This window comes from Halomicrobium katesii DSM 19301 (genome assembly GCF_000379085.1).
Classification (GTDB): domain Archaea; phylum Halobacteriota; class Halobacteria; order Halobacteriales; family Haloarculaceae; genus Halomicrobium; species Halomicrobium katesii.
The window spans coordinates 2924215-2935230 of the sequence record NZ_KB905378.1; the positions used below are offsets into that span (position 1 = coordinate 2924215).

General features: G+C 55.6%; 14 protein-coding genes, 1 rRNA gene and 1 other annotated feature (1 of these 16 only partly in view). Of the genes, 9 read left to right on the plus strand and 6 right to left on the minus strand.

The window, feature by feature from the left end:
• Positions 1-195: a sequence feature (23S ribosomal RNA rRNA prediction is too short), on the plus strand (it extends 338 nt beyond the left edge of the window).
• A 120-nt stretch (positions 196-315) separates the two neighbouring features.
• Positions 316-437, plus strand: a 5S ribosomal RNA gene (gene rrf / locus HALKA_RS0115265).
• 368 nt (positions 438-805) lie between these two features.
• Here rrf and HALKA_RS0115270 read toward each other — a convergent pair.
• Positions 806-1066 (minus strand): DUF8053 family protein, encoded by a 261-nt coding sequence (locus HALKA_RS0115270; protein WP_018258814.1) that lies wholly within the window; start codon positions 1064-1066, stop codon positions 806-808.
• Between the two features lie 646 nt (positions 1067-1712).
• Between HALKA_RS0115270 and HALKA_RS0115275 the strand changes: the two genes are divergently transcribed.
• Complete coding sequence (locus HALKA_RS0115275) at positions 1713-2045, plus strand: hypothetical protein (RefSeq protein ID WP_018258815.1); 333 nt, start codon at positions 1713-1715, stop codon at positions 2043-2045.
• Positions 2046-3631: 1586 nt separating this feature from the next.
• Complete coding sequence (locus tag HALKA_RS21100) at positions 3632-4303, plus strand: hypothetical protein (protein ID WP_155119421.1); 672 nt, start codon at positions 3632-3634, stop codon at positions 4301-4303.
• Positions 4304-4383: 80 nt separating this feature from the next.
• On the opposite strand, the gene HALKA_RS0115290 is transcribed toward HALKA_RS21100, so the two are convergent.
• The 3 genes from HALKA_RS0115290 to HALKA_RS0115300 form a co-directional block, all read right to left on the minus strand.
• The gene (locus HALKA_RS0115290; protein ID WP_018258817.1) at positions 4384-4812 is read right to left on the minus strand and encodes a type II toxin-antitoxin system VapC family toxin; all 429 of its coding nucleotides are present in this window, start codon (positions 4810-4812) and stop codon (positions 4384-4386) included.
• The gene (locus HALKA_RS0115295) at positions 4812-5081 is read right to left on the minus strand and encodes an AbrB/MazE/SpoVT family DNA-binding domain-containing protein (protein WP_018258818.1); all 270 of its coding nucleotides are present in this window, start codon (positions 5079-5081) and stop codon (positions 4812-4814) included. Before HALKA_RS0115295 ends, HALKA_RS0115290 begins: the two co-directional genes overlap by 1 nt.
• A gap of 66 nt (positions 5082-5147) precedes the next feature.
• Positions 5148-5744, minus strand: a complete 597-nt coding sequence (locus HALKA_RS0115300) for a site-specific integrase (RefSeq protein ID WP_018258819.1) — start codon at positions 5742-5744, stop codon at positions 5148-5150.
• Between the two features lie 181 nt (positions 5745-5925).
• Here HALKA_RS0115300 and HALKA_RS0115305 point away from each other — a divergent pair, with 181 nt between their 5' ends.
• The 6 genes from HALKA_RS0115305 (at position 5926) to HALKA_RS0115330 (ending at position 8519) form a co-directional block, all read left to right on the plus strand.
• Positions 5926-6222: a toxin-antitoxin system TumE family protein gene (locus tag HALKA_RS0115305; protein WP_018258820.1), complete on the plus strand. Its 297-nt coding sequence runs from the start codon at positions 5926-5928 to the stop codon at positions 6220-6222.
• Between the two features lie 26 nt (positions 6223-6248).
• On the plus strand, positions 6249-6656 hold the full coding sequence (locus HALKA_RS0115310; protein ID WP_018258821.1) for an HVO_A0114 family putative DNA-binding protein: 408 nt from the start codon (positions 6249-6251) through the stop codon (positions 6654-6656).
• 93 nt (positions 6657-6749) lie between these two features.
• Complete coding sequence (locus tag HALKA_RS0115315) at positions 6750-7112, plus strand: MarR family transcriptional regulator (protein WP_018258822.1); 363 nt, start codon at positions 6750-6752, stop codon at positions 7110-7112.
• Complete coding sequence (locus tag HALKA_RS22290; protein WP_018258823.1) at positions 7109-7447, plus strand: type II toxin-antitoxin system PemK/MazF family toxin; 339 nt, start codon at positions 7109-7111, stop codon at positions 7445-7447. The genes HALKA_RS0115315 and HALKA_RS22290 overlap by 4 nt, the downstream gene beginning before the upstream one ends.
• A gap of 86 nt (positions 7448-7533) precedes the next feature.
• On the plus strand, positions 7534-7824 hold the full coding sequence (locus HALKA_RS0115325) for a helix-turn-helix domain-containing protein (protein WP_018258824.1): 291 nt from the start codon (positions 7534-7536) through the stop codon (positions 7822-7824).
• Positions 7824-8519 carry a hypothetical protein gene (locus HALKA_RS0115330; protein ID WP_018258825.1) on the plus strand — a complete coding sequence of 232 codons (696 nt, stop codon included), beginning with the start codon at positions 7824-7826 and terminating at the stop codon, positions 8517-8519. Before HALKA_RS0115325 ends, HALKA_RS0115330 begins: the two co-directional genes overlap by 1 nt.
• Before the next feature lie 335 nt (positions 8520-8854).
• Here HALKA_RS0115330 and HALKA_RS0115335 read toward each other — a convergent pair whose 3' ends face one another.
• Both HALKA_RS0115335 and HALKA_RS19675 read right to left on the minus strand, forming a co-directional pair.
• The gene (locus HALKA_RS0115335; RefSeq protein WP_026190345.1) at positions 8855-9817 is read right to left on the minus strand and encodes a hypothetical protein; all 963 of its coding nucleotides are present in this window, start codon (positions 9815-9817) and stop codon (positions 8855-8857) included.
• A 72-nt stretch (positions 9818-9889) separates the two neighbouring features.
• On the minus strand, positions 9890-10534 hold the full coding sequence (locus HALKA_RS19675; protein ID WP_044956555.1) for an ArsR/SmtB family transcription factor: 645 nt from the start codon (positions 10532-10534) through the stop codon (positions 9890-9892).
• Between the last annotated feature and the right edge of the window lie 482 nt (positions 10535-11016).

Sequence of the window (11016 nt, forward strand, 5' to 3'; positions counted from 1 at the left end):
TTGTCCGAGAGGGCACGTGCCGGGCAGCCACGTCACACGGGGTAAGAGCTGAATGCATCTAAGCTCGAAACCCACCTGGAAAAGAGATTCCACCGAGGTCACTCGTAGAAGACGAGATAGATAGACTCGGGGTGTACGCGTCGAGGCAACGAGACGTTGAGCCCGCGAGCACTAATCGACCGAAGCCACACACTCATTGCACTGTGACTCATTGCGTTGCACGAGTCCAGGCGTTTACTGGATCGCACGTATCATACGGTAGTTTCGACCGACCGACGCTGGTGTCTATCGCGGTTCGATTCCGCGAGTCGGCGTGAAGGCGGCCATAGCGGCAGGGAAACACCCGTACCCATCCCGAACACGGACGTTAAGCCTGCCTGCGTTTCGGTGAGTACTGGGGTGTGCGAACCCCTGGGAAACCCGATTCGCCGCCTACCTATTCATACCGTTCATTCAGCCTTCGACCAGTGGTGACGCTGGTCGGGGGTTGGTCCTCTTTCTGGTCTGCGATTAGCCACGGTGCTGGTTAGGAGACTGTTTTGGTTCGCTCTTGTGTCGTTCACCGACTACGATGGCGACCTTGACGAGACCGTGGCCGAAGGTGAGGGCCCAATATCGAAGTCGATGACAACTGCAAACCGAGATCGGAAATCTGCAGCGTACACGCGTTAGAACAAATCTCTGATACTCTCTGAACGATTCAGGCACTCGGCTGCTGTAATCGACCTGCTATTTTGCACGAGTTTCTCGATCGCGCTCGAAAAACACCCACGCTGGCCCTCCAGAATTCGTCGATCTCGCTTCGCTATCGATGCGTACTGCTACTCCCGCTGCTGACGGCCACACCAGTGTCGGGCGTTTCTCCGGTGTACCAGGAGTCGTCGACGGCCGAGTCGTCGAGGACGGACACGCGCCACTCGCCAGGCGCTTCCATCATGACCATCAGCTGGACCTCGGTATCAGGTCCGCCGTCCTCGTCGAGGAGGCTGCACATCTCGAGTTCGTCTTTCGGGAGCGATACGATTCCGGTGCCGTTGTTGTCGCTGAGGTTGGTGATCCGTGCCATCGATCTCTCACGACCATCCGTAGTGGGTGGTCACGACCAATCGATGGGCTGGAAGTATTATATAAATCGCACCCATTTTGACACTACTTGGTTGATAGGTTTCCACTGCCTCTCAGAATGATCTGTCCTTGGTGAAGTGTATACAACTACATACGCTGGATACGCACATCAGATGCTTCACGATCCGGTACGTACGGCGGTCGAGTAGACAGATACAAGCAGTGTGCAGCTACGACACTCGTCACTACTGAGCGCCTTTCTTTTGTCTGTACCCCGGTCCCGGTGATTTCCCTCATCCGATGGTTTACCCACGGTTTGCTCTCCTGGCCGATTGGGGGTGGCCAGCCGGTCTCGGGCTAGTTTCACTCTCTGAGTGCCAAAAATGGCGCCTAGGTGCGCGCGCGTTTCAGGAACAAGAACGGAAGGGGGGACCCCCCACCACCCCTGATGAGTGGCAAATTTGCTGGCATACGAATCCCGATCTCGGCTGGTCGAGTCTCATCGATCGACTACTTTCGTCGGAAGAATCTAGGTCCTGCACCAGCAATCGATGACGTATGCTCGTGCATCTGTTGGCGGCATCTGAACGACCCTCTGTGATCAGTCCCATCGAACTACTTGCGGCCAGCTCTCGGGTGATATTTCGATGAGTGCCGACGAACTGACCGGCCTCCCCGAGCGACCCCCTCTCAGTGACTGGGTCGCCCTCTCGCCGACCGAGGAGGCAGCTTTCCTGGCCGTCGCACAGCTATTACAGCCGGATTTCTTCCCCTGGGGTGGAGGAATCATAGATTATGCAGACGAGCACTACCACTCTATGTCAGAGCGACAGGGGTACCGTGCACTCACGAATCTCACCGAAAAGGACCTCATCGTCGAGTTGGATCCTGAGGGTCGGATCGACTACTATGATGTGACCGACGAAGGGGAACAGCTCTTGCATGTGGTTCGAGACGAATTGCAGATTCTGCTTGAATAGACCGCGATGAACACCGTGCTTCCGGAGATGGGATGTCCACCGAGTTATCGCTGACCGCACACGATTCTGTCGCGTCGATGCTGCATTCGTCTTTTCATTTCTGCACTGGGTATCCACACGGATCCACCCGCCCGTCGAGCAATTACATCGACTCCTCACCACCTAGGGTTATCTGTCACCAGACGATCTCGTCTCTTGACCTAACCTTCTACGATCACAAATATACACTCTACTGGTGGACAACCACTCTAAGTGTGGACCGGCTGAGGACTCCTTAGATGATTTTAAAGCTGCGTTTCCAGTAGCAGTTACTAAAAATCCCATCTAGGAAACTGAAATCCTGTGGTTCTCTTCGTGGGTGGGTTCGGTGTTGCACCTTGGACAGAAAACACACGTCTTTGGCCGGTCTTGAAAACAGCGCCTTCTGGTGGTTTGTTGTCGCTGATCAGTTCGAATGTAGTCACCCCCGCGCCACCAGCCTATCGACGTCGTTGGGATCTCAGCTTTGACCGATTCAACAGAAACCACAACCAAACGTCTGAGTTTGTTGTGCGCAATAAATCACGCCACCCTTACCCTTTTACAAACCAATCCATTACTGAATGATATATGTCGAATCGCAAATGGACGCCAACATACGTTCAGCAGGGATTCCCTGCCGAAGTCCGGGAGCACCGACGATCGGAAGGGAACAATCCAGACGTGAAGCCTACCCACTCATGGCTCCGTGAACATGGATTCAGCGGTATCCAGGGCTATGCCGTGCGTCAGGGGAAAACTGTCGATGAAGTCCTTCTCGACGAGTGTGGTTTCGAGCACAGAGAGCGCAAATCGCTTCCGGGGACACACGCTGAGACGAAACAACTGATTCACACGTGGCTTCAGGACGAGGACGAGGAATTCGGGCGGCTCAACGACACTTCCGTCGGGAACGCTTGGACACACATGCGCAAACTGATGGAGGTCTCCCGAGAAGAACTCGGCTCAAGCAATCTCCTTCGGCCTGCCCGAGCGTCTGCTGGCAAGAATATTCGGCTCACGCTCGATCTGTTTCGAGGACTGAACGATAAGTTCCTATCTGAGGGTACGCGGTACAACTACGCCTCGACGCTTGCATCATTCTACGAGTATCTCGAGCTGGTCGGTGAAGTTGAATCGAACCCCGCAGAGATGGTCCTCCCACGGATGGGTTGGTCATACAACCGCGAGTCACCCAAGCAGAGACTCACGCCGCGCCAAGTCCGGGACTGCTGGGAGGCGACGAAGGAGATCGATGAAGAGGCTCTGGTTGAACTCGACCCTGAAGACCTACGCAAACACCTCGTCGACAAAACGCTGTTGCTCTGTCTCGCGGGCTGTGGACATCGAACCAGCGATACGCTTGTTGTGAATGCACACGAGGACCTCATCCTTGACCGGGACGATCCTCGGGTCTGCTTCGATGAAGGGCGGAAGAACGGTCCCGGGACCACGCCGATCATGGCGGGTCTGGATTACTTTCGGCAGTATATCGAACTGCTGGACGAGGCGGGCTACGAAATGTTGTTCCCGAGTGAGCGCTCTGAGGATGGTACTCGGTCGGACACTTGGGTGCGCGATCGGATCGAGTCGATCGTGCTGATGTCCGACTGCCCGACGGGTCGAAGCCGACGCCAAAGCACTTCCGTCAGTTCTGGTTCAATGAATATCTTGATGCCTACGAGGCATATATTGCCAAGGTCGAGGACGTTGCGGCGGCACAGTCGAGTACGTCTGCGGAAATTGTTGACAAGCACTATCTTGCTAGCCATCGTGCTCGGGACCACTTTCGCCAGTTTGCTCACCAGCACTTCGAGACTGCATTCCCGACTGATGTTGTCGTCTCTCCTGAGGAGATTGCTACGGCCCGCGATACCGACGCCGATGACGAGGATAGCCAGACCTCTCTTGGAGACTTCGTCGGCGCGTGGATACCCGGCATTGCTCCCGCCTGCCTGTCGGTCCAGCTGACGACGGCTCGAGCGCAACGAGAGAAGGAGGCCATTGAGTACGATCCGGAAACCTCGCTCCCGTCGCGCCGGGAAGCCATGGTTGTCGCCGCCGGGATGTTGGCGATGTCCACCGTGATCGGCGTGATGGCTACTCACCTCGGTATAAATCCAATCGGTGACCCTGGCTCTGTGCCTCTCGAGATGCCGATCGCTCTCGTCGCTTGGTTGGCTTATGCAATCTATGATATCCCTGATCTGGAAGAGCCACCAGCGGACTCCGCTGTGTGAATGACGCCGCTATAGAACCGAGACTGCTAATCAGGTGATCGTGCGAAGATCTACGTGATTGGCGTACAGTTCTGCGGTCGTCAATTAAACGGGTTATCAGCCGTTTCCAATCGGGTGATGCCGTCGACCATGTCGAAGTCATCGTCAAACGAGTAGAGATACTCAATCCCTTCTCGTTGCATGTATGCAGCGATCGTCGTGTCGCCACAGGAGAGGCCGTCGTGGGTCTGAAATAGTTCAAGAGCTCGGTTGAAGTCCTTCTGTGCCGAATGATGGATTTCGAATCCCGCAGACCGGTTCAACCGATCGTATGTCTCGACAGCAGTTTGTTGACGCTTCCGGTTGTGGATCCAGTTGAGCGTCTCGAGGACGATATAGTTCGTCACCCGTCCTGTAGGGAGATCGCCGTGGTCCATCCCACGGACGATTTCCATCGCAACGTCGTGGTGCTGATCATCGGTATCTGCCATGCCGATGAGAACGCCCGTATCGACAAGAGCAGTTGCCATCAGCTGCTCTCCGAGAATGCGGGATCGTCGTCATGACCAGCGATGTCGTGTGTCTCTGAGCCGCCACCACCCATCGAGACTGGCTCGAAGTCATCAAACGCTCCATAGCGCTGCTTGACAACCTCTACAGAGAGGTTCCCCTCATCGTCAGTATCCCAGCGGAGTTTGTCGCCCGGCTCGATGTCGAGACGCCGACGGAGCGAAGCGGGGATCGTCACCATCCCCCGGTCGCTGACCTTCGTTTCTTCGGGAGCATCGTTGGTAGCCATACTTGGGGATACAGCTTCTTCGATCATACATGTTGCGCCACATGTGTTCGAGTCGGCTGTTCGATCTCAGAGGCTGACACTGGCGAAAGCGTCGTCGATTACGTCTTCGCTCGGCGCGTTGAGGTAGGGTTCGATCGCAGCGAAACTGTCCCAGCCCCCGACGGCCATCACCACACGCGGATTCATCTGTTCGTCGACGAGGAGGCGCTGGGCGAACCGCCGACGGAGATCGTGTGTACTGACCTTCTCGAAGTCCTCGTCTCCCGTCGCTTTAGCTGCCCGTCCAGCCGTCCGCCGAACCACCGCACGGACCCCAGGCTGTGATAGATCGATAAAGGGGTCCTTCGGCGCAATGTTGTGCTCGTTCTGGAAGCGCTGGAGATCGCGCTCGACGTTGTCGGGCAGGTAGGCATCACGGGGCTTCCCATCGTTGCCGCTGGTGTCTTTCCCAGCTCGCACCCGGAGACGGTACTGGCCACTCTCGGTTTGCTTGACGTCGACGGGCCGAACCTGTGGGATCTCGAATGCACGCAAGCCAACGAACGCGCCGAGTTGAATGATGAGGTCGTCTCGTTGACTGTTGGTTGCTCGTCGGAGATCCTCGATCTCCGGATCGGTGAGCCACACTTTGTGCTCGTTTCCCTCGGTGGCTTCGATGCGCATTACGATTACTTTAGCTTCCGTTACTAATATATCTAGTGGTTGGTATGAATGGCGGTACACACCCCGTGTACCGAGTGAAAATCACAGTGTCTGTTACGACTTATCAGACAAGTCGGTACTACTGAATTGTTAGGGATGTCCCTAACATTCATTGTGTTAGGGTGCAGACTAACACATAGAGATGGGCGACGACGTCGAGGTGCTGGAAGATGAGATCCAGGCGTACGACGATGGCACTGTCGCACGAATCCGTGTCCTTGACGTCCCTGAGTCCAGCCGCTTCCCTGACGGGATCAAGTACGCGTTCCACTACGGTGAGGCTGGCGCGAACGAACCCATCATCCGATTCGACAACCACCACGGACCACATGAGCTTCACATCGCAGGGCAGCTATTCGAAATCGAATTCGACGGCTTACAACCACTGTACCGGGCATGGAGAGCTGCTCTTCCACCCGAGAAACGTATCGATTGGTAATTATCCCGAACCCCACACGAACCATCATGACTCGAACGCTCCACATCACCATCGGCACGCGGCCTGATCGTAGCGGTCTTGAGGAGACCCTGGGTGCAATTGACGCCGGCGAGGACGTCGCATCCCAACCATCTCGACTCAGTATCGAGAGTTTGGCAACCTTCGGTCGGATCTTTCGGCCGACGAATCTGGAACTCCTGGAGGCGATCGTCGAACACGAACCCGACAGTATCCGTGAACTCGCTCGCCTCGTTAACCGGCATCCGCCAGAGGTCACCGAAAACGTCCATGAGCTCGCTGACTACGGTCTCATCGAACTGGAAGAACATGGTCGTGCGAAGCGGCCGACCATCTGGTACGACGAGATCGAGTTTTCAGGCGATATCCCACTTCGTGACATGGATGTTGGTGGGGATGTCAGCGTCGCACCCTGAGACGAGAAATTCTCTCCCGCCCTTGATCGATGTGGGTCTATGACTTCTATTACAGCCACTACATCTATTACACTCTATTACGAAGTAGTAGGTATGCCGATCGACATCGACCGGTTCGAGCAGAACTCGACCGACGAACTCCGCTCGGGTGGTCGAACGAACGCTGAGGAAATCTTGGGGTTCCTCGCTACTCACCCGGAGCAAGCGTACACGCCCAAAGAGGTTCACGAAGCCACAGGTGTCCCACGAGGCAGCGTCGGTGTCGTCCTCTCGCGGCTTGAAGAACGTGATCTCGTACGTCACCGTGGAGAGTACTGGGCGATCGGTGAGGCCGATGACATCGACACCACACTCTCATCTCTGGCAACTGCCCGTGCAGCGACTGAGCGACTCGGCGAAGAGAACCCTGATGAGTGGGGTCAAGGCGTCGACGAGTCTTCGGAGTCTGGCGAATGAGCTACGAGCAGGGGGAGGTCTGGTGGGGTCCTGCACCACACAAGTCTGGTCCCTCGTACCGACCGTGGGTTATCGTCAGCGACGGTTCGCATCCATTCGCCCACACGGAGTGCATTGCACTCGCGATGACGACGCAGCAACACACCGGGGCGATTTCTGTCTCGGACGGCGCCTGGCTCGAGGGCGGGTCGGACACGGATGCATACATTTCGCCGTGGTATACGACGACGATCAAGCACCGTGATTTTGACCGCCAGCAGGGCACGCTGGAACCTACGCTTGTCGCCGAAGCGGTTACCGAACTACATCGATACACTCCGAGTCCCGATAGCTGATTTTGTACTTCAATCCTGTTCCCTTTCTTCTCTCGCTCGTCGAAACACTCTAGGAATCGTAGCTAGTCAGTTTGACACAAGCACCGATGACTGACCGTAATTCACAGACTGCCACGAGGCAGATCCAGGCGGAGATCGTTGCTACACTCGATCTCGAGACGTTCGGCCCAACGGCCCACACTGAACCAACATACCTTCGCGCCGCCCTCGAGGCTGGGTTTGATGTCATTGACCTTGCCAGGGCCCACGAGGTCTCGAAGCGGACGATCTATCGGTATCTCGACCGCCACGATATCGATCATGACCAGCCACCAAGCAACGGCCCGGCGCGCCAGCTTTGGAACACACGCCCTGACGCCGTTCCGGGCGATGACTGATGAGTGAAACCAGTCCTCTCACTGAATCGGATGACTGCGTTGATCCTGAGCTCGTCGACACGATCACGGCCATCACAGAGGGCGACCTTCTCTTGGTCAATGACGATACCCGGACGTGGGAGGTCACCGCCGTCTCTGAGCAGTCTCTTGAGGATGTCACTGATTCACGCCAGTCCACGCGTGTCTGCCGGCTCTCGACTCGGAAGGCTGTGTTCGCCATCGAACTTGTGGAGTTTGCAGACCACCACGAAGCGACGCTCCAGCCCGTCGAAACGACTCGTTGGGCTGAGGCAAACAGCACCTACGATGTCACCAACGTCGAGATCCTCGACCAGCAAGTCCCGTGGGTGGTTGTGACCAGCGGTGCCGGCAAGTACCACTTCCCGGACCCACAGGCAGCTGCATTCGGCGAGGCAGCCCCAGTCTGTGGCGGCGGGAACCAGGATGCCGAGTATCGGATCGCCCGCATCAGTGCAGTGGTGCCAGCCTACTCGGGCTGCAAGAACTGCGTCCGTCACGAGAAACCGGTCGAGCTCGACGTAGTCGCCTGTCCAGAGTGTCAGAGGACCATCTGCAGCGGTGTTCTCCAGGGTGTTGACTCCGCGGCTGTTGATGGCCTGTCGATCGTCTGTCCGGAGTGTGGGTTCGATGGTGTCGTTGACGTTCTGGTAGAGCCCTTCTCATCTCGATCATGAAGCCTGAGCCCTGGGGTCCAGCCAACCAACACCCTTCAGCTTGGATAAAGCGTATCTTGCTATAGTATCTCTGCACAGACGTGTTCCGAAGGTAGGGAATAATGTACAGGTCCAGCGACATTGACTCACGTGCCTGACTGGTTGAGTACATCTCCTGATTACGAGTGAACGACCGCAGTTTATTAGAACAGCAACATAAAATCAGTCGTTGTTAGAGGATGTTATAGAATTCTTCCCACAGTGTTGGTTTTATTATTTTCTATAGTGAACAGGCTGGTAAGTAGGTATGCGAATGTAAATCTGTTGGGAGAAACGCGGCGACGGCCGTACCCCGGCTAGGAGGACTCGTTTGTCGAATTTGTCTCGACGTCACAAGCCATACGCGTCGAGACGGTGTTCGCCGTGAGTTTTCCTGCAGCGTCGATCTCCGCTCGTGTCGAGGATTCGTTACAGTCGAAGTTTTCGGGAGTGATCTGCTCAGTCACCGTGGCCTCGGTTTTGAGTACGCTCATCGAGAGCGTGTACGTATCACTCTCAGTGAGGGTCAGCAACACAGTTCCCTCGGGCTCGACCGTGTAGACGCCGTCGAATTGCGCTGTCGAGTCATTCTCGACGAGAATTCGGGTCGTCCACGTTTCCTCCGACGGGTTCTGAAGCATGAGCGTGTGGCTAAATTTTCCCGTATCCGTAAGACTCGGGTCGTCGCCGAGTGTATACGACGCTAGCCCATCGGCGGGTACTGTCTCGGTGACAACACCGGGACATGCCATCCGCGTCGAAACAGCCATCGAATCGAGTGTATTGTCGTCTTGGACGCTGACCGTCGTCCTGGTCACATTACAGGTGAATTGGCCGGGTTCGACGGTGATCGTCTCCTCCGCGTCCAACTCGGGAATCGACACGCCTACGCTGTATCTCCCGAGATCGGTCAGTGACCCAATGATGCTCGCGTTCGGTTCGAGTTCCACGGATTCCTCGAACACCGGATCGCTAGCCTTCGAAATCGTAATTGTTCCCTTGTGGGTCCCTTCCGTCGGATTCGTGAATGCCACGTAGTGCGTGTTTCGGAGGCCACGCTCTTCAAGCGATGCGGTCCCGATAGTTCGTTCGGCGGTTGCATCAGTTTCGATGTGCGTTGCATCCACCAGCGGGTCTGTCTCGGTCTGTGGACCCGTGGACGTGGTCGTCTCCTCCGAGTCCGTTTCCGTTGAGTCACCCGATGCTGCTTGGGACGTGCAGCCAGCGACTGCGGTTGTGAGCCCAATTCCAGCACTTGCCAGAAACGTTCTACGTTCCATATACTACCATTGGAAGGGGTCAAGTATCGTCCTATCCCAGATTCAAAGATGTCTTTGAGTCCCGGAAACCACTCACATCGATTGAGTTTGGCTCCGTGCTGGACGATACGTTCGCCAGTACCACGCCACGAAGAAGAACAGGATCAGGAAGACGCCGACCCCTAGAACGAACCCACCGGGGCCGGCCCCGAACGTAACGAGCGTCTCCCACATGGTTGGATCAGGTTGCTGAACGGGGAGTTCAACACTCCGGGACGATGGTGAGGGTGTCAGTACTGACCAGCGTACATGGACAATTGCACTGATAACCCCCACAATACCGACTGCGCTGAAGACGCGACGCAACGCAGTCGTGAGTGACGGAGTTGTTCGTTCTGCTCCCGCAAAGAGGACAAGAGCGCTATTGGTCGGGGCATATACATCCATTTCGCGCCCTTGTTTCGAATACCACGTCTCGATGACTTCCACTAACTCCGCGTCTCGAAGTCGGTCGAGATGATAGCTGACATTCTGTACTGAGGAGTCAATCTCGGTAGCGATATCCGATACTGTCGTTGGTTCGGTATAGATTTGGTTGAGAATGCGGCGTGCTGTTGTTGAGGTGACCGCCGACAGAATCTGTTCCGCGGATTCATCTTCGAATCCAACGAGCCTCGGTTCCAAATCACGATTTGAAGCTGTTCTGGGGGTGGGTTTCAAGGGTAGTAGTGAAGACATAGTTGTGTTATCTGTTTGGGGTAGAATGTCCCTATGGCAGACTCAAAGAGATGTTTGAATCGGCCGTGTTTAGACGCTCCTCAACCGGCGAGTCACGGGCCGTTGCGGTTGATCTAAAATCTGTCCTGAGTGCCTCATCGTGTCGATCTGTTCGCGGAGCATACGCCGCAAGAGCCGATTTATACTGCGTCTAAACAAGGCCGTTTGAATCCTATTCAGATATTTAGGAGTCATGAACAGAGGCTGTCATAGAATTGTTCATATATCTTTTCTATTATTTTCCGGAATAATAAGTATAGAGGATGTATTGACCACCTGCTTGTTACAAACCCTACACCCATCACTCAACAGCCGGTCTGCACGCCCCGGCCAGCTCACCTATCATAGTGATTGAAACCCAATCCGGCACTCACTTGCGTACTCAGCTTTGAACGTTAGCGTCGGCTGTTGAGTGAACGAAGAGGTGATCGATCTCCTCCATG

Coding starts and splice junctions, on each gene's coding strand:
- HALKA_RS0115315 (WP_018258822.1), top strand. CDS start 6,750: ATGCCGATCGACATCGACCGGTTCGAGCAGAACTCGACCGACGAACTC.
- HALKA_RS0115270 (WP_018258814.1), bottom strand. CDS start 1,066: ATGGCACGGATCACCAACCTCAGCGACAACAACGGCACCGGAATCGTA.
- HALKA_RS0115275 (WP_018258815.1), top strand. CDS start 1,713: ATGAGTGCCGACGAACTGACCGGCCTCCCCGAGCGACCCCCTCTCAGT.
- HALKA_RS0115310 (WP_018258821.1), top strand. CDS start 6,249: ATGACTCGAACGCTCCACATCACCATCGGCACGCGGCCTGATCGTAGC.
- HALKA_RS0115325 (WP_018258824.1), top strand. CDS start 7,534: ATGACTGACCGTAATTCACAGACTGCCACGAGGCAGATCCAGGCGGAG.
- HALKA_RS0115335 (WP_026190345.1), bottom strand. CDS start 9,817: ATGGAACGTAGAACGTTTCTGGCAAGTGCTGGAATTGGGCTCACAACC.
- HALKA_RS0115290 (WP_018258817.1), bottom strand. CDS start 4,812: ATGGCAACTGCTCTTGTCGATACGGGCGTTCTCATCGGCATGGCAGAT.
- HALKA_RS19675 (WP_044956555.1), bottom strand. CDS start 10,534: ATGTCTTCACTACTACCCTTGAAACCCACCCCCAGAACAGCTTCAAAT.
- HALKA_RS22290 (WP_018258823.1), top strand. CDS start 7,109: ATGAGCTACGAGCAGGGGGAGGTCTGGTGGGGTCCTGCACCACACAAG.
- HALKA_RS0115305 (WP_018258820.1), top strand. CDS start 5,926: ATGGGCGACGACGTCGAGGTGCTGGAAGATGAGATCCAGGCGTACGAC.
- HALKA_RS0115300 (WP_018258819.1), bottom strand. CDS start 5,744: ATGCGCATCGAAGCCACCGAGGGAAACGAGCACAAAGTGTGGCTCACC.
- HALKA_RS0115330 (WP_018258825.1), top strand. CDS start 7,824: ATGAGTGAAACCAGTCCTCTCACTGAATCGGATGACTGCGTTGATCCT.
- HALKA_RS0115295 (WP_018258818.1), bottom strand. CDS start 5,081: ATGGCTACCAACGATGCTCCCGAAGAAACGAAGGTCAGCGACCGGGGG.